22 protein-coding genes are annotated in these 24199 nt (G+C 71.5%); 15 read left to right on the top strand and 7 right to left on the bottom strand.

All coding sequences use genetic code 11. The annotated features are described in order from the left end of the window. Window positions 1-4: 4 nt before the first annotated feature. Entirely contained in the window at window positions 5-1030 is a 1026-nt protein-coding gene (locus ABD705_RS09950) for a zinc-dependent alcohol dehydrogenase family protein (protein WP_344783088.1), read from the bottom strand. Between the two features lie 11 nt (window positions 1031-1041). Next, window positions 1042-2298: a multidrug effflux MFS transporter gene (locus tag ABD705_RS09945; protein WP_344783086.1), complete on the bottom strand. Its 1257-nt coding sequence runs from the start codon at window positions 2296-2298 to the stop codon at window positions 1042-1044. A 144-nt stretch (window positions 2299-2442) separates the two neighbouring features. On the opposite strand from ABD705_RS09945, the gene ABD705_RS09940 reads away from it, so the two are divergent. Then, a complete protein-coding gene (locus tag ABD705_RS09940) occupies window positions 2443-3369 on the top strand; it encodes a helix-turn-helix domain-containing protein (RefSeq protein ID WP_344783084.1) in 927 nt (308 codons plus the stop codon). 6 nt (window positions 3370-3375) lie between these two features. Here the strand turns inward: ABD705_RS09940 and ABD705_RS09935 are convergent, their stop codons facing one another. Together ABD705_RS09935 and ABD705_RS09930 are read right to left on the bottom strand one after the other, a co-directional pair. Continuing rightward, on the bottom strand, window positions 3376-3834 hold the full coding sequence (locus tag ABD705_RS09935) for a hypothetical protein (protein WP_344783082.1): 459 nt from the start codon (window positions 3832-3834) through the stop codon (window positions 3376-3378). A gap of 34 nt (window positions 3835-3868) precedes the next feature. After that, a complete protein-coding gene (locus tag ABD705_RS09930; RefSeq protein WP_344783081.1) occupies window positions 3869-4258 on the bottom strand; it encodes a heavy metal-responsive transcriptional regulator in 390 nt (129 codons plus the stop codon). Window positions 4259-4381: 123 nt separating this feature from the next. Between ABD705_RS09930 and merA the strand changes: the two genes are divergently transcribed. Continuing rightward, the gene (gene merA / locus ABD705_RS09925) at window positions 4382-5812 is read left to right on the top strand and encodes a mercury(II) reductase (RefSeq protein WP_344783528.1); all 1431 of its coding nucleotides are present in this window, start codon (window positions 4382-4384) and stop codon (window positions 5810-5812) included. A gap of 69 nt (window positions 5813-5881) precedes the next feature. Further along, window positions 5882-6418 carry a type II toxin-antitoxin system death-on-curing family toxin gene (locus ABD705_RS09920; protein ID WP_344783079.1) on the top strand — a complete coding sequence of 179 codons (537 nt, stop codon included), beginning with the start codon at window positions 5882-5884 and terminating at the stop codon, window positions 6416-6418. 63 nt (window positions 6419-6481) lie between these two features. Here the strand turns inward: ABD705_RS09920 and ABD705_RS09915 are convergent, their stop codons facing one another. Continuing rightward, window positions 6482-6970, bottom strand: a complete 489-nt coding sequence (locus tag ABD705_RS09915) for an FHA domain-containing protein (RefSeq protein ID WP_344783077.1) — start codon at window positions 6968-6970, stop codon at window positions 6482-6484. Window positions 6971-7137: 167 nt separating this feature from the next. Here ABD705_RS09915 and ABD705_RS09910 point away from each other — a divergent pair, with 167 nt between their 5' ends. From ABD705_RS09910 to ABD705_RS09900, 3 genes are read left to right on the top strand one after another with little or no spacing between them, the layout of a single operon-like run. After that, on the top strand, window positions 7138-8070 hold the full coding sequence (locus ABD705_RS09910) for a sugar kinase (RefSeq protein WP_344783075.1): 933 nt from the start codon (window positions 7138-7140) through the stop codon (window positions 8068-8070). Continuing rightward, window positions 8067-8846 carry an IclR family transcriptional regulator gene (locus tag ABD705_RS09905; protein WP_344783073.1) on the top strand — a complete coding sequence of 260 codons (780 nt, stop codon included), beginning with the start codon at window positions 8067-8069 and terminating at the stop codon, window positions 8844-8846. The genes ABD705_RS09910 and ABD705_RS09905 overlap by 4 nt, the downstream gene beginning before the upstream one ends. Further along, the gene (locus ABD705_RS09900) at window positions 8843-9454 is read left to right on the top strand and encodes a bifunctional 4-hydroxy-2-oxoglutarate aldolase/2-dehydro-3-deoxy-phosphogluconate aldolase (RefSeq protein WP_344783071.1); all 612 of its coding nucleotides are present in this window, start codon (window positions 8843-8845) and stop codon (window positions 9452-9454) included. Before ABD705_RS09905 ends, ABD705_RS09900 begins: the two co-directional genes overlap by 4 nt. Here the strand turns inward: ABD705_RS09900 and ABD705_RS09895 are convergent. Further along, window positions 9451-11043, bottom strand: coding sequence for an AMP-binding protein (locus ABD705_RS09895; RefSeq protein ID WP_344783069.1), 1593 nt, complete (start codon window positions 11041-11043; stop codon window positions 9451-9453). The two genes, ABD705_RS09900 and ABD705_RS09895, sit on opposite strands and share 4 nt — an antisense overlap. Before the next feature lie 86 nt (window positions 11044-11129). Beyond that, window positions 11130-12197, bottom strand: coding sequence for a Glu/Leu/Phe/Val dehydrogenase family protein (locus ABD705_RS09890; RefSeq protein WP_344783067.1), 1068 nt, complete (start codon window positions 12195-12197; stop codon window positions 11130-11132). Window positions 12198-12306: 109 nt separating this feature from the next. On the opposite strand from ABD705_RS09890, the gene ABD705_RS09885 reads away from it, so the two are divergent. The 9 genes from ABD705_RS09885 to hutI all read left to right on the top strand — a co-directional run bounded on the left by ABD705_RS09885 (window position 12307) and on the right by hutI (window position 24185). Continuing rightward, the gene (locus ABD705_RS09885; protein WP_344783065.1) at window positions 12307-13107 is read left to right on the top strand and encodes a class I SAM-dependent methyltransferase; all 801 of its coding nucleotides are present in this window, start codon (window positions 12307-12309) and stop codon (window positions 13105-13107) included. 61 nt (window positions 13108-13168) lie between these two features. Then, on the top strand, window positions 13169-14989 hold the full coding sequence (locus ABD705_RS09880; RefSeq protein ID WP_344783063.1) for a PAS domain S-box protein: 1821 nt from the start codon (window positions 13169-13171) through the stop codon (window positions 14987-14989). Then, window positions 14986-16659, top strand: a complete 1674-nt coding sequence (locus ABD705_RS09875) for an NAD(P)/FAD-dependent oxidoreductase (protein ID WP_344783061.1) — start codon at window positions 14986-14988, stop codon at window positions 16657-16659. Before ABD705_RS09880 ends, ABD705_RS09875 begins: the two co-directional genes overlap by 4 nt. Window positions 16660-16688: 29 nt before the next feature. Beyond that, window positions 16689-17165: a YbaK/EbsC family protein gene (locus ABD705_RS09870; protein ID WP_344783059.1), complete on the top strand. Its 477-nt coding sequence runs from the start codon at window positions 16689-16691 to the stop codon at window positions 17163-17165. 94 nt (window positions 17166-17259) lie between these two features. Then, window positions 17260-18807 carry a histidine ammonia-lyase gene (hutH, locus tag ABD705_RS09865; RefSeq protein WP_344783057.1) on the top strand — a complete coding sequence of 516 codons (1548 nt, stop codon included), beginning with the start codon at window positions 17260-17262 and terminating at the stop codon, window positions 18805-18807. 9 nt (window positions 18808-18816) lie between these two features. Then, window positions 18817-20466, top strand: a complete 1650-nt coding sequence (gene hutU / locus ABD705_RS09860) for a urocanate hydratase (RefSeq protein ID WP_344783055.1) — start codon at window positions 18817-18819, stop codon at window positions 20464-20466. Between the two features lie 10 nt (window positions 20467-20476). After that, window positions 20477-21709 carry an allantoate amidohydrolase gene (locus tag ABD705_RS09855; RefSeq protein WP_344783053.1) on the top strand — a complete coding sequence of 411 codons (1233 nt, stop codon included), beginning with the start codon at window positions 20477-20479 and terminating at the stop codon, window positions 21707-21709. Then, window positions 21706-22998 (top strand): formimidoylglutamate deiminase, encoded by a 1293-nt coding sequence (locus ABD705_RS09850; protein WP_344783051.1) that lies wholly within the window; start codon window positions 21706-21708, stop codon window positions 22996-22998. The genes ABD705_RS09855 and ABD705_RS09850 overlap by 4 nt, the downstream gene beginning before the upstream one ends. Continuing rightward, window positions 22995-24185 carry an imidazolonepropionase gene (gene hutI / locus ABD705_RS09845; RefSeq protein ID WP_344783049.1) on the top strand — a complete coding sequence of 397 codons (1191 nt, stop codon included), beginning with the start codon at window positions 22995-22997 and terminating at the stop codon, window positions 24183-24185. Before ABD705_RS09850 ends, hutI begins: the two co-directional genes overlap by 4 nt. The last annotated feature ends 14 nt before the right edge of the window (window positions 24186-24199 follow it).

Below are 24199 nucleotides of genomic sequence, written 5' to 3'. Positions count from 1 at the left end.
GGTGTCAGAGCGTGAGCAGCACTTTGGTGGCGCGGCGCTCGTCCATCGCGGCGTACCCGGCGGCGGCATCCTCGAGCGGGAGGGTGAGGTCGAAGACGACACCGGGGTCGATCTTGCGGTCCCAGATCAGCTGGATCAGGTCGGGCAGGAACCGTCGCACTGGCGCCGGTCCGCCGTGCAGGTGCACGCCGGAGAAGAACAGCTCCAGTCCGTCGAGCGAGACGTCGTGCGAGACGCCGACGTAGCCGATGTGCCCGCCGGGCCGGGTCGCCCGAATCGCCTGCTCCATCGACTCCTGCGTGCCGACGGCCTCGATCACCGAGTGCGCGCCGAGACCGTTCGTCAACTCCTTGATCCTGGCTACACCGGCATCGCGCCGCTCTTCGACGATGTCGGTCGCACCGAACTCGCGCGCGAGCGCCTGCCGGTCGGCGTGGCGCGACATCGCGATGATCCGGTCCGCACCGAGCTCCCGTGCGGCGAGGATGCCGAGGAGCCCGACCGCCCCGTCGCCGACGACGGCGACGGTCTTGCCGGGACCGGCCTCTGCGGCGACGGCGGCGAACCACCCCGTGCCGAGCACATCCGAGGCAGCCAGCAGCGACGGGATGAGGTCGGCGTCGGGATGTTCGGGGGTGGCGACGAGTGTGCCGTCGGCGAGGGGGATGCGGGCGTACTCGGACTGCGTGCCGATCGCGCCCATCATGACGTTGTGCACGCACCGGGACTGGTACCCGGCCCGGCAGATCTCGCACGTGTTGTCGGAGGCGACGAACGATCCGACGACGAAGTCGCCGACTTTCACGTTCCTCACGTCGGCGCCGATCTCGGTGACGACGCCGACGTACTCGTGGCCCATCGGCTGCGGTGTGGTCGATAGCGGCTCGGCACCTCGGTATGGCCAGAGGTCGGAGCCGCAGATGCACGACGCTGAGAGGCGGATGATCGCATCCGTGGGTTCGAGGATGGTCGGGTTGTCGCGATCTTCGACGCGGACGTCGCCGGGAGCGTACATGGTGACCTGACGCATGGTGTTCTTCCTCATTTCTGGGAACTGACGGGGATGGGGTGCGCCGCCGGGGCGGCGGACGGAGCGGGCGGGGCCGAGCGGGCCAGCACGAGGTAGGCGAGGCCGGCGAGGAGCACGGCGACGGTGGTGACGACGCCCAGCGGGAGGATGCTCAGCGCGCCGGCGACTCCGACCAGCGGTGCGGCGACACCGCCGAACCCGAACCGGACCATGCCGAGTAGTGAGGACGCCGTTCCGGCCATCTGCGGGTAGTCCACCAGAGCGAGCGTCGTCGCGGGTGGCGAGGAGATCGCGACGCCGCCGGCGAGGAGGAACAGCGACACGATCACCACCCACAGCGGCACGGCGACGATGCCCGAGGCGAGCAGGCCGAGCCCGCCGAACCCGGCGACGATCGTGCCGACTGTGAGTGTGCCGCGGACGCTCCATCGCTCGGCGGCACGCCCGGCGAGGTATCCGAATGCCATGAAACCGGCGGAGTTCAGTCCGAATGCCAGCGCGTAGCTGAGCGGCGAGAGGCCGTAGATGTCCTGCAGCACGAACGTCGACCCCGCCAGGTAGGCGAACAGCGCCGCGTACAGGAACCCTTGGTTGAGCACGGCCCCCAGGAACACGCGATCTGCCAGCAGAGTCCGGTAGTCGTGCATCGTCTGTCCGAACCCTCCCCGCGTGCGGTTCGTAGCCGGAAGTGTTTCGCGGAACACCCGCAGGGTGACGAGGAGGATGCCGGCGCCGATCAGGGCGAGGAACACGAACAGTCCGCGCCAGTCGGCGAAGGAGTTGAGGAGGCCGCCGAGAAGCGGGCCGATGATCGCGGCGAATCCGCCGACGACCGTGAGCCGCCCGTAGAAGCGGATCAGTGCCCCGCCCGCGTAGATGTCTCGGCCGGCGGCCTGCGCGATGACGATCCCTACACCGCCGGCGAGTCCCTGCACGAACCTCGCCGCGATCAGCAGCTCGACGGTGGGACTGATCGCACACAGGGCGGAAGTGGCGATGTACGCGACGATGCCCGTCAGCAGGATCCCGCGACGCCCGAACCGATCGGACAGCGGCCCGGCGACCAGCTGGCCGCCGGCGAGTCCGATGAGGCAGGCGGTGACCGTCAGCTGCGCGACCGAGGTGACCGCGCCGAGGTCCGCGGTGAGCGCGGGAAGCGCGGGGAGGTAGAGGTCCATCGAGATCGGACCGAACACCGTCAGCAGCAGGAGGAGCGTCGGCAGGGCGCGCCGAAGGGCGGACGGGGCGGTCGGTGACTGATCGGGCATGACACAACCCTCGCCCCGTTCGCCGAATCGCGGGAGTCCCTGATGAAGGGTGTACCAGGAGGGCACCCTTCACTCGACCTGAGGCCCCAGGGGTGCCCTCGCAGGGTCTCCCTCAGGGGGCGCGACCGCTCTAGCCTGGGATCGATGGACAATCGAGCAGAGGTCCGCGAGTTCCTCATGACACGCCGCGCACGGGTCACTCCCGATGTGGTCGGCCTCACCGTCGGTCCTAACCGCCGTGTGGTGGGGTTGCGGCGCAGTGAGGTCGCCGCCCTGGCGGGGGTGAGCGTGGAGTACTACTCCAAGCTCGAGCGCGGCGCGATCGCCGGGGCATCCGCATCCGTTCTGGACGCGATCTCGCGCGCACTGCAACTCGATGACACCGAGCGAGCCCACCTGCTCGACCTCGCCCGCACCGCAGATGGCATCCCGACGAGCGGTCGATCCCGACGCCGCATCAGCAGACCCGCCACCCCTCGGCCCAGCCTGCAATGGGCGCTGGCATCGATCACCGACGCGGTCGCCTTCGTGCGCGACCCGCGCCACGACCTGCTCGCCGTCAACGACCTGGGCCGCGCGTTCTTCTCTCCCGTGATCGGCGATGGCGGGCGGACCCCGAATCTGGCAAGGTTCCAGTTCCTCGACCCTGTCGCACACGACTTCTACCCGGACTGGGATCGGTTTGCAGAGATGTGCGTCGCTGTCATGCGCGCAGAGGCCGGTCGCGACCCGCACGACAAGGGTCTGCAGGATCTCGTCGGGGAGCTCTCGCTGCGCAGCGACACCTTCCGCACGCTGTGGGCGGCACACGACGTGCGAACGCACGGCGCCGGTACCAAGCGGTTCCAGCATCCGATCGTGGGCGAACTCATCCTCGCGTACGAAGAACTGGCCCTCACGGCCGAACCGGGCAACGTGATGCTCATCTACAGTGCAGAGCCCGGCTCGCCCTCCGCGGACCGGCTCGGACTCCTCGCATCCTGGGGAGCCGACCACCGTTCGGTCTCGCCTGAAGTCAACCCTCTCGCCCCGATGTCGGCCACACCGCCACAAGGCGACGCCGCGGGGTGAGATCATTCAGCCTGGCACGGCCCGCTGGCAGCGATCAGGCCGGTCAGCGTCTCGGGCCGCACGCCAACGCAAGGGGCCGTGCTTCATCTCGCCATAAACCCATGCCGCGGCCGCGAGGTCAGCTTCGGTCATGCGTCGAACGGTCGCGATGCCAGCGGCGGCGAGATGCTTCGCCGCCGTCTGGCGCGTGATCCCAAGTGCGTTTGCGGCCGCCACCACGCTGCCGCTGTCCCGGTAGTTCGCGATGAGAGCATTCACTTCCTCCACGCGGAGCTGCCTGGCTCGCCGTTTTAGCACAGCGTCCGATGCGGACAGGCGCCTCGACATGTCAGCTCTACTCGACAGGTCGCGAGGATCGTGGAGACGTCGCGATTGTTTGGAGTAGTTGTGCAGTAGGTCCACCAAGGTCTTTTCGGTGCGTGCTGGTGCGGTGGGACCCGTCGTCACCGCCGTCATCCAGCTCACGACCCCCGCCTGAGCGGGCGCGCGGCGTCCGCGCTCAGAGGTACTGGCAGACGCTGTCCGCCCGGCAGTGCGAGTCGGTGGCGACGTCGGCGCGGCGGCGCAGGTCGCCGATGGTGGCCCGCAGGGCGGTGAGGCTGCGGATCTGCGCGTCGAGGTCGGCGAGGCGCTGGTCGAGCAGGTCGCGCACATGCGTGCACGGCGCGTGACCGTCGTCGCGGATGTCGAGGACTTGCTTGATCTGAGCGAGGGTGAATCCGGCGGCTTGCCCGCGGTGGATGAAGTCGAGCCGGGGCAGCACGCCTCGCGTGTAGTCGCGGTAGCCGCTGAGGGTCCGTCCCGTCTCGGGCAGCAGGCCCCGCTCCTCGTAGAACCGCAGCGTCTTGGCCGTCGTGCCGGCCGCCTGCGCGAGCTCACCGATCCTCATGACGCCTCCCTTCTGCGTGCCCAGTACGTTGGCCGGACCGGCCCGGGGTTGACCTTCCCCTGCACTGGAAGGTCAACGCTAGTCGCAATGGAAGGGTGCAGGGCGATGGAGAGCGGTGCGGGGATGGCGACAGCGGTGGATCTCGTGGTGATCGGGTCGGGCGGGGCGGCGTTCTCGGCGGCGATCCGCGCGCGCGCCCTGGGCAGGTCGGTCGTCATGGTCGAGCGCGGCACGGTCGGCGGCACGTGCGTCAACACCGGCTGCGTGCCGTCGAAGGCGCTGATCGCCGCGGCGGCGGCCCGCCACGGCGCCGCCGATGCCGGCCGCCGCCACCCCGGCATCAGCGCCGCGGCGGGGCCGGTGGACCTGCGTGCTCTGGTCGAGGGCACGCAGGACCTGGTGGACCGGATGCGGTCGGAGAAGTACGTCGACATCGCGGCATCCTATGGCTGGCCGATCCGGCACCGGGAGGCATCCTTCACCGGCACGGCCGATGCTCCGGCCGTGCAGCTGGTGGGCGCGGATGGCTCGGTCGAGGTGATCGCGGCGCGGCACTACCTGATCGCGACCGGGGCGTCGCCCGTCATTCCCGAGATCCCCGGTCTGGCGCAGGCCGGCTACCTGACCTCGGCGACCGCGATGGAGCTGGCGACGGTACCGGAGTCGCTGCTGATCATCGGCGGCGGGTTCGTCGCGGTGGAGCAGGCGCAGCTGTTCGCCCGGCTCGGGTCGAAGGTCACCATGCTGGTCCGCTCCCGACTCGTGTCCCGGGAGGAACCGGAGGTCAGCCGGGCGCTGGAGGCGGTCTTCGCGGACGAGGGCATCCGCGTGGTGCGCAGCGTCCGCGTCACCGCGGTGACTGTCGATGCCGCCACCGGGGGAGTCGTGGCGGCCGCGGTGGCCGCCGGTGGCGCCCGCGAATACCGCGCCGAGCGGGTGCTGGTCGCGACCGGCCGCCGCCCCGTCACCGACGCGCTGAACCTGGCGAGCGTGGGCGTGCAGACCGGAGACCGTGGCGAAGTCGTGGTCGACGACTCGCTGGTCACCGCCAACCCGCGGATCTGGGCGGCCGGTGACGTGACCGGGCGCCAGGAGTTCGTCTATGTCGCCGCCAGACACGGTGCGATCGTCGTCGACAACGCCTTCATGGGTGCTGCGCACTCGGTCGACGACGCGTCCTTGCCGCGCGTGGCGTTCACCGATCCCGCGGTCGGGGCGGTGGGCATGACCGAGCAGGAGGTGCACGCCGCCGGACACCGCTGCAACTGCAGCATCCTGCCCCTGGAATATGTGCCGCGCGCGATCGTCAACCGGGACACCCGCGGGTTCATCAAGGTCGTCGTCGACGACGACACCGGTCGGATCCTCGGCATCACCGCCGTCGCGAAGGACGCCGGCGAACTCGCCGCGGCGGGCGTGTTCCTCCTGGAGGGGTGCAAGACCCACACCGATGTCGCCTCGATGTGGGCGCCCTATCTGACGATGGCCGAGGGCATCAAGCTCGCCTGCCAGGCGTTCACCTCCGATCCGGCCCTGCTGTCGTGCTGCGCCTGACCGCGTGCGTAGGGTGGGAGCGATACGCGCTCGTGCGCGGGATCCATCCGGCAACCGGAAGGACTCATCATGGCAGAGCCTGTGGACCCACACCTCGACGTCGCCCTGACGGTCTACCTGCCCGCCCTGCGCGTCTTGCGCGACTATGACGAAGGCCTGCTCAACGAGGCCCCGGCCGGAGCCGATCCGGCCTGGACGCTCAGCTACGACGACGCGCGTCGGGTCATCGACGGCGTCCGCGCCCGGTTCCCCGACGACGCCTTGTTCGGCGCCGAGCGCGGGGACGGCCTGCGCGGAGTCGTCGAGACGCTCTATCAGGGCTTCGCCGGTCACGAGCTGTATCCGACGGTGCAGGCCAAGGGCGCGAACCTGCTCTATCTGATCGTGAAGGACCACCCGCTCAGCGACGGCAACAAGCGCAGCGCCGCAGCGCTGTTCGTGCACTTCCTCGCGCACAACGGACAGCTGCGGGATGCTGCGGGCAGGGCGCGCATCACCAACAACGCCCTGGCCGCCATCACGCTCATGGTCGCGATGAGCGACCCGAAGGAGAAGGAGACCATGATCGCTCTCGTGCAGCGCATGCTGCTGGAGGACGCGGGGTGAGCAGCCTCCGCGACACTGTCCCGGCTGGGCGCACGACTGCGCTGACGGCGTGCGCCGGTGGCATCACCGCGCGGTGCGCTGCGCCGCCTGCGGCACGATCGTGATCGGGTGCGTGCCGGTGTAGTCCGGCCGGTCGGGCTGCGTGCGCTCGTGTGAGCCTTCACCGCCCTGGCGGCCGCCGAACGGCCGCCCGTGGTCGGCGAACTCGTCGCGCGCGAACACGAATGCCCAATCGCCGAGCACGAATCGCGCACCGCTGCGCAGGATCTCGCCGGGTCGCCCGTCCAGCGATTCGAGCGGGACGTGCCGCGCACTGGTCTGTGCTGGACCGTGCAAGACCAGCACGTACTCGTCGTTCGGATCGTGCACGACCTCGGCATGCAGCGCGATCAGGTCGGCCAATCGGACGTGGACGTCTTCGGCGGAGCCGATTCGGACCAGGTCCTGATCCAACGGCGCCTCGAAGTGCTCATCGTTGCCGCTCACCAACAGCCGCGGATGCCCCGCACCCCACGCAGCATGCGTGGTGGTCGGAGTGTACTTGTCAGCCATGACTTCGTCCTCCTCGCCACACAATGGTTCGGTTCCACTCAGGATAGGACTCTTTGGAGCGTCCGGGGTGGAATCTGTCGCCGGATCGGGGATCGAATCGTCCGGATGTGTTGCGCATGATGCAACGTGCGTTGCGTGCATGGTTGGATGCGGACTAGGCTCGCGATATGCCCGCGCCGATCCGTCCCCCGATGCGCGCGGTGGCGTTCGGCGAAGTGCTCGCGGTGCTCGCGCAGGAGCAGCCCGGCGCACTCGAAGACGCCGAGATGTTCCGGCGGTCCCTGGGTGGCGCCGAAGCCAACGTCGCCATCGCACTGGCCGCACGCGGCATCGACGTCGCCATGCTCACCCGGGTCGGCGACGACGGCTTCGGCCGCTTCGCCACCGGGTTGCTGTCGCGACTGGGCGTAGACGTGGCACCAGTGCAGATCGACCCGGCGCGGCCGACCGGTCTCTATGTGAAAGAGATCGACGGCGGCGGCAGCAGCATGCACTACTACCGGTCGGGTTCGGCCGCCGCCGCCATCGGGCCGGAGTATCTCGACCTGCCCGCCGTGGCCGGGGCCGTTGCGGGCGCGGGCCTCGTGCACACAACCGGCATCACGCCGGCGATCTCCGACACCGCCGCGGCCGCGCAGCGCGCGCTCGTGCAGGCCTTCGCCGGGCGCGGGCTCTGCTCGTTCGACCTGAACTGGCGTCCGGCGCTGTGGCGCGGGCGCGAAGCCGCCGGCAGCGAACTGCTGGCCGGCTTCATGCGTTCCAGCGACATCGCTTTCGCGGGGCAGGACGAGGCGGCCGTCGTCTTCGGTGTGCACACTGCCGACGGGCTGCGGCGGATGTTCCCCGAGCCGCGCTGGCTCGTCGTCAAGAACGACGGCGGCGCGGCGGCGGCGTTCGACGGCGACGAGCGGGTGGATGTCGCACCCGGCCGCGTCGACGTCGTCGAGGCGATCGGTGCCGGCGACGCGTTCGCGGCCGGATTCCTCGCCGGCGTTATGTACGGGTTCTCGCTGCGCGACTGCGTCGTGCAGGGGCATGACATGGCGGCCCTGGCCCTGCGCACGGCCGGCGACCACATCGGCGCGGGAGGCGTCGGGTGACCACGCAGAGCGTCGGCCGCGCGCTCGAGCTGCTGCAGCACCTCGCCGCCGGGCCGCGGTCGCTGGACGAGTGCGCACAGCGGCTGGGCGTGCACAAGACCACGGTGCTGCGGCTGCTGCAGACCCTGGCCGAACAGGGATTCGTCAGCCACGATGAGCGGCACCGGTACCGGCTCGGACGCACGGTGTTCGCGCTGGCCAGTGCCGCACTCGAGCAGTGGGACGTCCGCGGCATCGCGCGCCCGCACCTGGAGCGGCTCGGCGCCGCGACCGGGCAGACCGTGCACCTGGCTGCCCACGAAGCCGGGCAGGTCGTCTACATCGACAAGATCGAGGCGCGCAGCGGCATCCGCATGTACTCCCGCATCGGGCTCACCGCACCGGTGCATGCGACCGCCGTGGGCAAGGTTCTGCTGGCGGCGATGCCCGGGCCCGCCCGGGAGCAGGCCGCCCGCGGCATCCTGTACACGCGATTCACCGACCGCACCATCACCACGGCAGCCGACTACCTCGCCGAGCTGAACCGGGTACGCGCCGAAGGGTTCGCCCACGACTGGCGGGAGCACGAGTCGTTCGTCAACTGCGTGGCCGCACCCATCCGTGACGGATCCGGCGCCGTCGTCGCCGCTGTCTCGGTCTCGGTGCCCACCGTCAGTCTCGACGCCGACGAGGTGCTCGCCCTCGTACCCACGCTGCGCGGCGCCGCCGCAGCGGCATCCGCCGACCTCGGCTGGCCTGCGCCGGCTGCGGCCGACACGACAGAAGGAGTGTCATGACCCCGCAGGACGGCAGCAGCTGGTTCGAAGAGCAGTTCGGGTCGGTGCGGCTGATGGCGATCGCCCGCGGCAAAGGGGTGGCACGCACCCTCGAGCTGGCCGAGGCGGCCTGGAATCTGGGGGTCGTCGCCGTCGAGGTGACCCTGCAGTCCGACGACGACATCCAGGCCCTGCGCGAGACAGTGCGGGCGGCGCACCGGCACGGCGGCATCGTCGGGGCAGGCACCGTGACCTCGGCGGCCGACGTCGAAGCCGCCCGCGCGGCGGGAGCGGCGTTCACCGTCAGCCCGGGCCTCGACCCCGACGTCGTGGCGGCGTCGGCGGCGGCGGGGCTGCCCGCACTGCCCGGCGTGGCCACGGCATCCGAAGTGCAGCAGGCCCGCGCTCTCGGTCTGACGTGGCTGAAGGCCTTTCCGGCGCGGCACCTGACGCCGGCCTGGTTCACCGACATCGCGGGGCCGTTCCCCGAGGTGCGGTTCGTCGCCAGCGGCGGCATCACCGCCGCCAGCGCTGCCGCGTTCCTGGATGCCGGAGTGCATACGGTCGCACTGGGGTCGGCGCTGGCCGACCCCAGTCAGCTGCCGCAGCTCGCGGCGCTGCTCGGTTAGCCGGCTGCCGCCGTCTCACGCGCGCGCAGGTCCTTGCGCAGGATCTTGCCGGAGCTGGACTTCGGGATCGCATCGACGAACTCGACGCGGCGCACCTTCTTGTACGGCGCAACGTGCTCGGCCACGAAGGCCATCACCTCTTCGGCGGACAGTTCGGCCCCGCTGGCGGGCACGACGAACGCCTTCGGGATCTCCTGCCTCTGTTCGTCGAGCACCCCGATCACGGCCACGTCGGCGACCTTCGGGTGGCTCAGCAGCAGCGCCTCGAGCTCGGCCGGCGGCACCTGGTAGCCGTGGTATTTGATGAGCTCCTTGACCCGGTCCACGACCGTGAACCAGCCGCCCTCGTTGTAGACGGCGACGTCGCCGGTGTGGAAGAAGCCGTCTGCGTCGATCGCATTCGCGGTCGCCTCCGGCTTGTTCAGGTAGCCGACCATGACCTGCGGACCCTTGATCCACAGCTCGCCGGGCACGGTCTCGCCGTCCTCGCCGAACTCCGTGATCTCCTCGCCGGTGGCCGGGTCGACGAGCTTGCAGAGGGTGTTCGGCAGCGCGCAGCCCACCGAACTGAGCGGCATGTCGTCGCGCGTGTACGGGACGGCGTGGGTGACCGGGCTGGTCTCGGTCAGGCCGTAGCCCTGCATCATCCGGGCGTGCAGCCGGGTGCCGGCCATGGCCGCGGTGTCGCCGTCCAGGGGAGCGGCGCCCGAGAACATCGAGTGCACCGTCGAGATGTCGAATTGGTCGACGATCGGATGCTTGGCCAGCGCCACGGCGATCGGCGGCGCGATGTAGAGGTACGTGCACTTGAAGTCCTGGATGTTCTTCAAGAACTCGGCCAGGTCGAACCGCGGCATCGTCACCAGGCTCGCGCGCTGGCGCAGCGCCAGGTTCAGCAGCACGGTCAGGCCGTAGATGTGGAAGAACGGCAGCACCGCCAGGACCCGGTCGTTCGATTTCAGATCGATGTTCACCCGCGACTGCTCGACGTTGGCGACCAGATTGCGGTGGCTGAGCATGACGCCCTTGGGGATTCCGGTGGTGCCCGACGAGTAGGGCAGCGCCGCGATGTGCGTGGCCGGGTCGAAGCTGACCTGCGGGGGAGTGCGCTGCTCCATCAGCAGCTCGCGCAGATTGGGGTGCCCCTCGGCGCCGTCCAGCACGATGACGTGGTCGTCGGGGATGCCGCAGGCTGCGGCCGCCTCGGCGGCGTGGGCCAGCAGCGGGCTGACGGTCACGAGCCAGGTGGCACCGGCATCCTCGATCTGGGTCTGGATCTCGTGCGCCGTGTACAGCGAATTGAACGTCGTGACCGTGGCACCCAGGCGCAGCGCGCCATGGAGCACGGTCGCGAAGGCCGGCACGTTCGGACACAGCACGCCCACCACGGTGTCGGTGTCGACGCCGCGCGCGGCCAGCGCGCCGGCGAAGGCATCCACCTGAGCCTTCAGCGCACCGTAGGTCGTCTCGGCGCCCGACGGATCGATCAGCGCGACACGGGCCAGATCTTCGTCGGTCAGATCGCCGAAGAGGTAGTCGTAGACGCTGAGCTCGGGTATCTCAATGTCGGGGAACGGGCTGGTGAACACGAGGCTTCTCCCTTGATTCTTCGTGCATGTGCCGCATCGGGCAGCCGGCGACGCCGCCGGCTGCCTTCATCATGCCACGGCGGATCTCAGGCGTTCACGGCGGATGCGGCCTGAAGCCGGGCCGCCGCGAGCTGCTCCGCGGCGCGCAGCGGAGTGGTGCCCGCGGCGGCCGCCTCATCGAAGATGCGACGTAGCGTGTCACCGATCGCACCCACCCGCCGCATGATCTCCTCGCGGGTGCCGTGGTGCTTGGCCTCGAGGTCCAGGTAGATCACGCCGCCGGCATTGACCACGAAGTCGGGGGCGTACAGGATGCCGCGGGCCGCGAGACGGTCGGCGCCGGAGCGGTCGGCGAGCGGATTGTTGGCCGGCCCGCACACGGCCTGCACGGCGAGCGCGTCGATCGTCTCGTCGTCCAGCACGCCGCCGATACCCGCCGGCACGAAGACGTCGCCGGGCACGTGCTGCTCGGTGCCGGGGCTCACCCAGGTCGCGCCCAGGCGCGCGGCGAGCTCCTTCTTGGCCGGATTGACGTCGGTCACCGTCAGCACGGTGCCGGCGGCGGCCAGGCGCTGCGCGAGACGGCCGCCGACCTGGCCCAGGCCCGAGATCGTGATGCGGCGGTCCGCGACATCCGTCGAGCCGGTGACGCGCTCGAGGGTCGCGCGCAGCGACTCGTACACGCCGAGGCTGGTGGGGCCGGCCGGCTCGCCGGAACCGCCGACGGTGTCGGGCAGGCCGACCACGTGTGCGGTGCGCTCGCTGACGGTGAGCATGTCTTCGGTCGTCGAGCCGACGTCCTCTGCCGTCCGGTAGGCGCCGTCCAGGGCCTCGACCGCGTCGCCGAGGTCGAGGAAGGCCGCGCGCCGGCGGTCGGCATCCAGACGCTGCCCGGGCTCCAGCCGGATGACGGACTTGCCGCCGCCCGCGTCCAGGCCCGCCGCCGCGTTCTTCAGCGTCATCGCGGCCGACAGTCGCAACGCGTCGCCGAGGGCGTCGCTCCACTGCGGGTAGGTCCACAGGCGGGCGCCGCCGAGGGCGGAGCCGAGGGCCGAGGAGTGCAGTGCGACGGTCATGAACAGGCCGCTGCGCGGGCCGGTGATCACCTCCACGCGCTCGTGGGTGAAATCGGGCAGGGGCAGGGTGTGCGTCATCGCAATTCACTTTCGGCTGGCCTTGTGGGCTGTGCGGTGGCCCCACGGCGTTGCGGGGCCGCCTCCATTCTGCCTGTTTCCGGGCGGTGCGCGGCGATACGCTCGAGGAATGCCCGACGTCTACGCCCACGGCCACCACGAGAGCGTGCTGCGCTCGCATTCCTGGCGCACGCTCGACAACTCGGCCGCGTATCTGAAGCCGCACCTGCGGCCGGGCATGTCGGTGCTCGACGTCGGAGCCGGCCCCGGCACCATCACGGTCGACGTCGCCGCCGCCGTCGCCCCCGGCCGGGTGGTCGGGGTCGACGCCGAGGCCTCCGTCGTCGCGCAGGCGGCGGCCCTGGCCGCCGAGCGGGGCGTTGCCAATGCCAGCTTCCGGGTCGGCGACGCGTATGCGCTGGACGCCGCGGACGGCGAGTTCGACGTCGTGCACGTGCACCAGATGCTGCATCACCTGACCCATCCGGTCGACGCGCTGGCGGAGTTCCGCCGTGTCGCCGGGCCCGACGGCCTGGTCGCGGTGCGCGAGGTCGACTACGAGGGGACGATCTGGTTTCCGCAGGTGCCGGCGCTGACCGAATGGCTGGACGTGTTCTGCCGCATGCACCGGGGCCTCGGCGGCGAGCCGGCGACCGGCCGCCGCGTGAAGGCCTGGGCGCAGCATGCGGGGTTCGCCGACATCACCGCGACCGCATCGACGTGGCTGTTCGAATCATCCGCCGACCGCGCCTGGTGGGGCGGCATGTGGGCCGACCGCGCCCTGCAGTCCGCGTTCGCGGAGCACGCGCTGGAGCAGGGCGTGACCGATCGCGCCGGCCTGCAGCGCATCTCGGTCGGCTGGCGCGAGTGGGCGGCGGCGCCGGACGGCTGGCTGCTGATGCCGCACGGCGAGATCCTCGCGCGCGGCTGACCGGGCGCGCAGGATGCCTCGACCCCATAGGATGAGCGCATCTGGGGAAGGAAGTCGCTCTGTGGCTGTGCACGGACTCGGCGTGGACAAATGGCCGGCACCCATCGCTGCGCGGTTGCTGGATCTCAGCGCCGACTTCGCGGTGGCCGCAGGCTTCGACGGATACTTCAAAGAGCTCACCGGCGACTGGGAAGGGCTGCTGGGCTATTCGATCACCGAGCTGCAGGCCCGGCCGCTGCTGGAGTTCGTCCATCCCGACGATGTCGCCGCCACCGCCGAAAAGCTGGCATCCGCTCGTGACGGCGCCGACATCGTCAGCTTCGAATGCCGGTTCGTCGGCCGGGACGGGCAGAGCCGCTCGCTGCAGTGGACAGCGGTCGGGATGCCGCAGGAGCAGTGCTATCGCGCCATCGCGCACGATCTGACCGCGCGCCGCGCCGCCGAAGCGTCGCGCCTGGAGAGCGAGCGGCGCTACGCCGACATGATCGAGTCCTCGCACGACATCGTGCAGTCGATCCTGCCGGACGGGCACTTCCAGTTCGTGAACAAGGCGTGGTACGAGCATCTCGGCTACACACCCGAGGAGCTGCCCGGCCTGACCCTGTTCGACATCGTCGCCGAAGCCGACCACGACCACTGCACGATCCTGATCGCGCAGATCATGAGCGGGCACTCGTTCGACAAGGTCGAGGTGAGCTTCGTCGCCAAGGGCGGTCGCACCTTTCCCGTCGAGGGCAACGCCACCGGCCGGTTCCGCGACGGCGAGTACATGGCCACGCACACCTTCTTCCGCGACATCAGCGATCGCAAGGAGGCCGAAGCGCTGCAGGCGGCCTATCAGCGCGAACTCGAGCAGGAGGTCGCCGAGCGCACCGCCGCACTCGTGCAGAGCGAGAAGCTCGCCACCCTCGGCCGGCTCAGCGCCGGCATGGCGCACGAGCTGAACAACCCCGCCGCTGCCGCCCTCCGCGGTGCGCTGCAGCTGCGCGAGGCGCTGTCGGCCACCTCCAGTGCGTTCCTCGATCTGGCCCAGGCCGGTCTGGACCCCGACGACACCGCCGAGCTGCAGCGCCTGCTCGAGCGCGCCGGGCAGCAGGCCACGCTGCCCGACACCCGCGACCCGCTGGCCCGCAGCGCGGCCGAAGAGGCCGTCGAGCAGTGGCTGGATCAGCACGGCGTGGACGGTGGCTGGGATCTGTCCGGCGCGATCGCGGCCGTCGGCCTGGACGAGGCCGGGCTCGCCCAGATCGCGGCGCGCTTCCGGTCCGCCCAGCTGCCGGCGGCCCTGAACGTCCTCTCGCACTCCTTCACGGCGCTGGCGCTGCTGGAACAGATCAGCCACGGCTCGCAGCGCATCTCCGAGATCGTGCGGGCGCTGAAGGACTACAGCTTCATGGACCGCGCCCCGGTGCAGGACATCGACGTCCGGCGCGCCCTGGACAACACCCTGGTGATGCTGCAGGCCAAGCTCAAGCAGGGCATCGAGGTCACCAGCTCCTACGCCGACGACGTGCCGCACATCGAGGCGCTGGGCAGCGAGCTCAACCAGGTGTGGACGAACATCATCGACAACGCCATCGACGCGATGGGCGGCACCGGGCATCTTGAGATCCGCACGTCCCGCACCGACACGGGCGTCGCCGTCGAGATCGAAGACGACGGCCCCGGCATCCCGAGCGAGATCCTCGACAAGATCTTCGACCCGTTCTTCACCACGAAGGGGCCCGGCTCGGGCACCGGGCTGGGGCTGAACATCGTCTTCAACATCATCCGCGGCTCCGGCGGGCACATCGACGTGCGGTCGCGGCCCGGGCGCACCGTGTTCCGCGTCGAGCTGCCGCTGCGCCGCATCCACGAGACACCGAAGGGTGGTCAGCTGTGACCGATCCGACGCCGGCCGGCGATGCGGCGCGCCCCGTCATCCTCGCTGTGGACGACGACCCCGCCGTGCTCAGCGCTGTGCGCGGCGATCTGCGCCGCCACTACGGGCGGCACTATCGGGTGGTCACCGCGGCCGGCGGCGCCGAGGCGGTGGCGACGCTGCGCACCCTGAAGCTGCAGTCGGCTCCGGTCGCGGTGGTCATCTCCGATCAGCGGATGCCGGAGGTGGCCGGTCACGAAGTGCTGGCGGCGGCCCGCGAGCTGTTCGACGACGTGCGCACGGTGCTGCTGACCGCCTATGCCGACACCGAGGTCGCGATCGGGGCGATCAACGATCTGCACCTGGACTACTACATCCTCAAGCCCTGGGATCCGCCCGAGGAGCGCCTGTACCCGGTCGTGGACGACCTGCTCGGCGACTGGCACGCGCACCACCGGTCCGGCGCGGCGCTGACCCGGGTCGTCGGCACCCGCTGGTCCACCCGCACCCACGAGATCCGCGACTTCCTGCAGCGCAACCAGATCCCGATGGCCTGGCTCGATGTGGATGTCAGCGCCGAGGGCCGCACCCTGTGGGAGGCCGCCGGCAGCGGTGCGCTGCCGCTGGTGCTCACCCCGGACGGCACCGGGCTGGCCGATCCAGACGTGGCGGAGCTGGCCGCGGCGCTCGGGCACAAGACGCACACCGACACCGAGACGTTCGATCTGGTCATCGTCGGTGCCGGGCCCGCCGGGCTCGCCTCGGCGGTGTACGGCGCGAGCGAGGGACTGCGCACCGTGTGCGTGGAACGGCTCGTGCCGGGCGGCCAGGCCGGCCAGTCCTCGCGCATCGAGAACTATCTCGGCTTCCCGGGCGGCATCGCCGGCGCCGACCTGGCCCGGCGCGCGGTGACGCAGGCCCGCCGGTTCGAGGTCGAGGTGCTCGCGCCGACGACGGTCTCGGGACTGGACCTGGCTGGCCCCTACCCGCGGGTCGAGCTGTCCGACGGGTCGGCGATCAGCTGCGGCGCGCTGATCCTGGCCTGCGGCGTCTCCTACCGCAGCCTCGATGTGCCCGGCAGCGCCGAGTTCGAGGGCCGCGGCGTGTTCTACGGCGCCGCCCTCAGCGAGCGCGACACCGTCGCCGGCGAAGACATCGTCGTCGTCGGCGGGGCCAACTCGGCCGGCCAGGCCGCGGTGTTCTTCTCCGACCACGCGAAGTCGGTGACGATCCTGTGCCGTGCCGCCGAGCTCGGTGCCAAGATGTCGGACTATCTCGTGCGCCAGATCGCCGCGCGGCCCAACATCACGGTGCGCTGCGGCACGACGGTGCAGGCGGTCTCCGGCGACGGCCACCTCGAGCACGTGACCGTCGCCGGCGCCGAGGATGCCTCGACCGAGCAGCTGGCGGCGTCCTCGATGTTCGTCTTCATCGGCGCATCACCGCACACCGACTGGATGCCCCCGCAGATCGTGCGCGATGCCCGCGGGTTCATCCGCACCGGCCCGGCACTGGGCGGCCAGCGGCATCCCACCGCCGACGGCGACCGCGATCCGTACCTGTACGAGACGAGCGTGCCGCGCGTGTTCGCGGTCGGCGACGTGCGCGCGCAATCGATCAAACGGGTCGCCTCCGCGGTCGGCGAAGGGTCGGTCGCGGTCCAGTTCGTGCACCAGGTGCTGCGCGGCTGAGCCGCTGGCGCCGGCGCTAGGCTGAGGCCATGTCCGACCCGCTGCCCGCCCGCAGCCGGCTCGTCCAGGAAGCGCTGCGCGCGGCCGGGATCGCCGGTGAGATCATCGAACTGCCCGACTCCGCCGCGACCGCGCCGCTGGCGGCGGCCGCGCTGGGCGTACCGGTCGGCGCGATCGCGAACAGCCTGGTGTTCTGGTGCGACGACGAGGCGCTGCTGGTGATGACCAGCGGCGCGCATCGGGTCGACACGGCACGGCTCGCGCAGCGTCTGGGCCGCGGCAAGATCGCACGGGCCACGCCCGACCAGGTGCGGGCCGCGACCGGCCAGGCCATCGGCGGTGTCGCCCCGGCCGGGCATCCGACCCGGCTGACCACGGTCGTCGACAAGGCGCTCGCCGACTACGAGCACGTCTGGGCCGCGGGCGGCACGCCGCACACGGTGTTCCCGCTCAGCTACGCCGAGCTGGTGCACCTCACCCGCGGCATCGTCGAACAGGTCGACTGACACCGCGCCAGCGGGCGACCGAGTGTCTGGGATCACAGACACCGGATGCCGCCGGGCCCACCCGCCGGCATCGCAAACGGTGTGGAATCGGGGTATGACCACCCCGCTCGCATCCCGCGTCGTCATCGGCGCCGCACCGCTGACCCCCGCCCAGGTCGTCGACGTCGCCCGGCACGGCGCGCCCGTCGAGATCGACGCCGGTGCCCGCGCGCGCGTCGCCGACGCTCGGGCGCTCGTGGAGCGGCTGGCCGACGACCCGGTGCCGCACTACGGCATCTCCACCGGGTTCGGGGCGCTGGCGACCACGTTCATCCCGCCGGACCGGCGCCGGCAGCTGCAGGCCAGCCTGATCCGCTCGCATGCGGCCGGCACCGGGCCCGAGGTCGAGGCCGAAGTCGTGCGCGGTCTGCAGGTGCTGCGCCTGCAGACCCTGGCCACCGGGCACACCGGGGTGCGCCCCGAGGTCGTCGACACCTACGTCGCGATGCTGAACGCCGGCATCGTCCCGGTCGTGCGCGAGTACGGCTCGCTCGGCTGCTCGGGCGACCTCGCGCCGCTCGCGCACATCGCCCTGGCCGCGATGGGCGAGGGCAAGGTGCGCATCGGCGGCGCGCCGATGGATGCCGCCGACGCTCTGGCGGCGGCATCCATCACTCCGCTCGTGCTGGCCGAGAAGGAGGGCCTGGCGCTGATCAACGGCACCGACGGCATGCTCGGGATGCTGCTGCTGGCCATCGCCGACCTCGACATGCTGCTGGACGTGGCCGACCTGTCGGCGGCACTGTCGATCGAGAGCCAGCTGGGCACCGACGCCGTCTTCGCCGCCGATCTGATGGCGCTGCGCCCGCAAGTGGGCCAGGCCGCCTCGGCGGCGAACCTGCGCGCGCTGCTGAACCCGTCGCCGATCATCGCCAGCCACAAGGGCCCGGCCGACGGTCGCGTGCAGGACGCGTATTCGCTGCGCTGCGCGCCGCAGGTGCACGGCGCGGCCCGCGACACGCTCGAGCACGCCCGCACGATCGCGGTGCGCGAGCTGTCCGCGGCCGTGGACAATCCGGTGATCACCGACGACGGGCGGGTCGAGTCCAACGGCAACTTCCACGGCGCACCGGTCGGGTACGTGCTGGACTTCCTGGCGATCGCGGTCGCCGACGTCGCCTCGATCTCGGAGCGCCGCTGCGACCGGGCGCTGGATGTGGCCCGCAACCGCGACCTGCCGCCGTTTCTGGCCGACGAGGTCGGCGTGGACTCGGGCCTGATGATCGCCCAGTACGCGGCGGCCGGGATCGTCTCGGAGCTCAAGCGCCTCGCGGTGCCGGCGTCCGTGGACTCGATCCCGTCGTCGGCGATGCAGGAGGACCACGTCTCGATGGGCTGGTCGGCCGCCCGCAAGCTGCGGCGCGCCATCGACGGGCTCACCCGCGTGCTGGCCATCGAGATCATCACCGGCACCCGCGCGCTGGACCTGCGCGCGCCGCTGCAGCCCGGCCCCGGCACCGGCGCGGTGCGCGACCTGGTGCGCACCGTGGTCGCCGGCCCCGGGCCCGACCACGTCGTCAGCGACGACATCGAGGCGGTCACCGCCCTGGTGCGCTCCGGCGCGATCCGGAACGCCGCCTACCCGAGCACCACGAGCAACTGAGGAGAGATCATGGAAGGCGCACGCGAAGTGCACGCCCCGCGCGGACCCGAGCGCACCGCGAAGAGCTGGGGTGCCGAGGCCGCGAAGCGGATGCTGATGAACAACCTCGACCCCGAGGTGGCCGAGCATCCCGACGACCTGGTCGTCTACGGCGGCAGCGGCCGCGCGGCGCGGTCGTGGGCCGCGTTCGACGCGATCGTGCGCACCCTGGACGAGCTCGAGCCCGACGAGACCCTGCTGGTGCAGTCCGGCAAGCCGGTCGGCGTGTTCCGCACGCACGAGTGGGCGCCGCGCGTGCTGATCGCCAACGCGAACCTGGTGGGCGACTGGGCGACGTGGCCCGAGTTCCGCCGCCTCGAGGCGCTCGGGCTGACCATGTACGGGCAGATGACGGCCGGGTCGTGGATCTACATCGGCACGCAGGGCATCCTGCAGGGCACCTACGAGACGTTCGCGGCCGTCGCCCGCTCGCTCGGCCGCGAGTCGCTGGCCGGCACGCTCACCCTGACGGCGGGCTGCGGCGGCATGGGCGGCGCGCAGCCGCTGGCGGTCACGATGAACGACGGCACCGTGCTGATCGTCGACGTCGACGAGTCGCGGCTGGCCCGCCGGGTGCAGAAGCGCTACCTGGACGAGTACACGACCGACCTCGACGACGCGCTGACGCGCGTGCTGGCCGCCAGGGCCGAGCGCCGGGCGCTGTCGGTGGGCGTGGTCGGCAACGCCGCCGAGGTGTACCCCGAGCTGCTGGCGCGGGGCGTGGCGATCGACATCGTCACCGACCAGACCAGTGCGCACGACCCCCTGGCCTACCTGCCGATCGGCATCAGCGTGGCGGACTGGAAGGCCGAGGCATCCCGCGACCCGGAAGCCTTCACGGCCCGCGCCCGCGCGTCGATGGCCGCCCACGTGGACGCGATGGTCGGATTCCTGGATGCCGGGGCCGCCGTCTTCGACTACGGCAACTCGCTGCGCGCCGAGGCCCAGCTGGGCGGCTGCGAGCGGGCGTTCGCGTTCCCCGGCTTCGTGCCGGCCTACATCCGGCCGCTGTTCTGCGAGGGCAAGGGCCCGTTCCGCTGGGCGGCGCTGTCGGGCGAGGCGGAGGACATCTACAAGACCGACGCCGCCATCAAGGAGCTCTTCCCCGACGACGCGCCGCTGCACCGCTGGCTCGACAAGGCGCGCGAGCGCGTCGAGTTCGAGGGCCTGCCGGCGCGGATCTGCTGGCTCGGCTACCAGGAGCGGCACCTGGCCGGCCTGAAATTCAACGAGATGGTCGCCTCCGGCGAGCTGAAGGCGCCGATCGTGATCGGCCGCGACCACCTGGACGCCGGCTCGGTGGCCTCACCGTATCGCGAGACCGAGGCGATGGCCGACGGGTCGGATGCGATCGCCGACTGGCCGCTGCTGAACGCGCTGCTGAACACGTCGTCGGGCGCGTCGTGGGTCTCGATCCACCACGGCGGCGGCGTCGGCATCGGGCGCTCGATCCACGCCGGGCAGGTGTCCGTCGCCGACGGGACCGCGCTGGCGGCCGCCAAGCTCGCCCGGGTGCTGGTCAACGATCCCGGCTCGGGGGTGATGCGGCACGTGGATGCCGGATACGATCGCGCCAAGGAGGTCGCGCGGCGGCGGGGCCTGCAGGTGCCGATGCTGTGAGGGGACTGAGATGACGGTTGCCGGCCGCCTCGCCGAGATCGCCGACCTCGGACGTGATGCCGAGCGCGGCGGCTACTCCCGCCACCTCTTCGACGCGTCCGATGCGCCGCTGCGTGCGTGGTTCGGCACCAGCGCCGCGGCACTCGGTCTTCAGGTCGACGAGGACCTCGATGCGAACCTCTGGGCATGGTGGATGCCGCAGCCCGGGGCCGTGCGTCAGAACGCGATCGCGACCGGCAGCCATCTGGACTCGGTCCCCGGCGGCGGCGCCTTCGACGGCCCGTTGGGGGTGGCCGGCGCTTTCGAGGCCGTCGCGCAGCTGCAGGGCGGCGGCTTCGCCCCGGCGCGGCCCATCGTCGTGTGCGCGTTCGCCGAAGAAGAGGGATCCCGGTTCGGCCTGCCGTGCCTGGGCACCCGGCTGCTCACCGGCGCCGCCGACGCGGCATCCGCGCTGGCGCGTGTCGACGCCGCCGGCGTCACCCTCGCGCAGGCGTGGCGCGAGTCCGGGCGAGACCCGGCGCAGGTCGGCCCCGATCCCGAGCGACTGGGGCGGTTCGCGGCCTTCGTCGAGCTGCACGTCGAGCAGGGCCGCGACCTCGAAGACCGGGGTGTGCCGGTCTCGACGGCGTCGGCGATCATCCCGCACGGCCGCTGGCGCCTTGAGATCACCGGGGAGGGCAACCACGCCGGCACCACGACGATGGACCGGCGCGCCGACCCCGTGGTCGCCTTCGGCGGCGCCGTGCAGGCGGTGCGCGAAGTCGCGGTGTCGCGGATGCCGGCCTCGCGTGGCACGATCGGCAAGGCGCAGATCATCCCGGGCGGCACCAACGTGATCGCCTCGCGCGTGGTCGCGTGGATGGACCTGCGCGCCTCCACCGACGACGACGTGCGCGAGCAGCATGCCCGCACGATCGAGCGGATCCGTGCCGCGGTGCAGGCGGAAGGCTGCACGCTCGAGGTGCACGAGGAGTCGTTCTCCGCCCGCGTCGACTTCGACGACGCGCTCACCGCGCGCATCACCGCCGCGCTCGAGCCCGAGTTCGGGCCGGTTCCCGCCATCCCCACCGGAGCCGGCCATGACGCCGGCATCCTGTCGGCAGTGCTGCCCACGGCGATGATCTTCGTGCGCAATCCCACCGGCGTCTCGCACGCACCGGGCGAAGATGCACGCGACGAGGACTGCGAAGCCGGTGCCCGCGCGCTGGCGGCGACGCTGCGAATGCTGGCGGGCCCGGCATGACCGCGCTCACGTCGGCGCATGCCGCTGCGGCCCTGATCGACGGCGCGTTCGCGGCCGACGTGCGGATCACCGCGCACGACGGGGTGATCACGGGGCTCGCCGCCGGCGGTGACGCGCAGCCGGGCGACACGCGGCTCGGGGTGGTCGCGCCCGGGTTCGTCAATGCGCATTCGCATGCGTTCCACCGGCTGCTGCGCGGGCGCACCCACGGCGGGGGCGGCGACTTCTGGGTGTGGCGCGAAGAGATGTACCGCGCGGCGGCTTCCCTCACCCCCGACTCGTATCGGGCGCTGGCCGAGCAGGTGTTCCTCGAGATGCGCGACGCCGGCTGCACGGCGGTGGGGGAGTTCCACTACGTGCACCACCGGGCAAACGGCACGCCGTACACCGGCCACGCGATGGAGCTGGCGCTGGCGGATGCCGCCGTGGCCGCAGGCATCCGTCTCGTGCTGCTGGACGCGTGCTACCTGCGCGGCGGTGTCGGCCTCGACCTGTCCGAGCGCCAGCGGCGCTTCGGCGACGCCGATGCGCACGCGTGGCTCGTGCGCTGGCAGTCGCTGCGCGATGCGGTGGCCGCCGATGTGCGCCGGCGGGCGCTGGTGACGGTCGGGGCGGCGGTGCACTCGGTGCGGGCGGTGACGCCCGACGACCTCGCGGTGGTCGCCCGGGAGCTGCCGGCCGACGTGCCGCTGCACGTGCACCTGTCGGAGCAGGTCGCCGAGAACGATGCGTGCCTGCAGGCGTACGGCCTGACCCCCACGGGTCTGCTGGCCGAACAGGGGCTGCTGCGGCCGACGCTGACGGCGGTGCACGCGACGCACCTGACAAGCGCCGACATCGCCCTGCTCGGCGAGGCAGGCGCCTCGATCGTGATGTGCCCGACGACCGAAGCCGACCTCGGCGACGGCATCGGGCCCGCACCCGAACTGCGCGGGGCCGGCGCCACGCTGTCGATCGGATCGGATCAGCACGCCGTCATCGACCCGTTCGAAGAAGTCGCCCGGCTCGAGCTCGACCAGCGCCTGCGTGCGCGCCGGCGCGGCATCTTCACGCCCGCGCAGCTGTGGCACGCGGGCAGCGTCGGCGGCGCGCGGGCGCTGGGGCTGCCGGGCGGGGCGGTGGATGTCGCCGGGCTGCGCGTGGGCGATCCGTTCGACGTCGTCGAGATCGATGCCGACACCGTGCGCACCCGGGGGAGCGGGCTGCTGCAGCTGCCGCTGGTCGCCCGGGCGGGCGACGTCACCGCGACCATCGTCGGCGGCATCCTGACCCGAAGGGGGCCGGCATGAGCATCCTCATCACGAACATCGGCGAGCTCACGACGAACGTGGCTGCCGGCTCCGACGCGTGCGGCACCCTCGTCGACGCCGCCGTGCTCATCGAGGGCTCGCACATCGCCTGGGTCGGGCCCGCCGACCAGGCGGCCGAGCGAGCGCGGCGAGACGACGCGTCCGGGACCCGCACGGTCGTCGACGCCCGCGGTCGTGCGGTCATCCCGGGCTTCGTCGACAGCCACAGCCACCTCGTCTTCGGCGGCGAGCGTTCGGCCGAGTTCGCCGCCCGAATGGCCGGCCAGCCGTATTCCGCCGGTGGCATACGCACGACGGTGACGGCGACCCGCTCGGCGACTGACGATGAGCTGCGCCGGCGCCTGGCCGGACTCGTGACCGAGCTGCACGCGCAGGGCACCACGACGATCGAGATCAAGACCGGGTACGGACTGACCGTGCACGATGAGGCGCGTCTGGCGCGGCTGGCCGCCGAGGTCACCCCCGAGGTCACCTACCTCGGCGCGCACGTGGTCCCCGTCGAGTACGTCCACGATCGCGCCGGGTACGTCGATCTGGTGTGCGGCCCGATGCTGGCCGCATGCGCGCCGCACGCGAAGTGGGTGGACGTGTTCTGCGAGACCGGCGCGTTCACCGCCGACGAGTCGCGGCGCATCCTCGAGGCCGGCATCGCCCACGGCCTGGTGCCGCGCGTGCACGGCAACCAGCTCGGCGCGGGTCCCGGTGTGCGGCTGGCCGTCGCCCTGGGCGCGGCATCCGTCGACCACTGCACTTTTCTCACGGATGAGGATGTCGCGGCCCTCGCGGCCTCGGACACCGTGGCGACGCTGCTGCCCGGCGTGGAATTCTCGACCCGCCACCCGTACCCCGACGCGCGCCGGCTCATCGACGCGGGCGCGACCGTCGCGATCGCGTGCGACTGCAACCCGGGGTCGAACTTCTCCAGCTCGATGCCGCTGATGGTCGCCCTCGCCGTGCGCGAGATGAGGATGACGGTGCCCGAGGCGATCTGGGCCGCGACCGCGGGCGGTGCCCGGGCCCTGCGCCGCGACGACATCGGCGTGCTGGCCATGGGAAAGCGGGCCGACCTCGTGGTGCTCGGTGCGCCCAGCCGCACCTACCTCGCCTACCGCGCAGGCGTGCCGCAGATCGACTCCGTGTACAAGGACGGCGTGCAGGTCGGCTGATCCGCATATGTGAC

It is taken from the genome of Microbacterium kribbense (assembly GCF_039537285.1).
GTDB lineage: Bacteria > Actinomycetota > Actinomycetes > Actinomycetales > Microbacteriaceae > Microbacterium > Microbacterium kribbense.
Note: the sequence above shows the minus strand (reverse complement) of the source record. Positions and strands in the feature narration are given on the sequence as shown.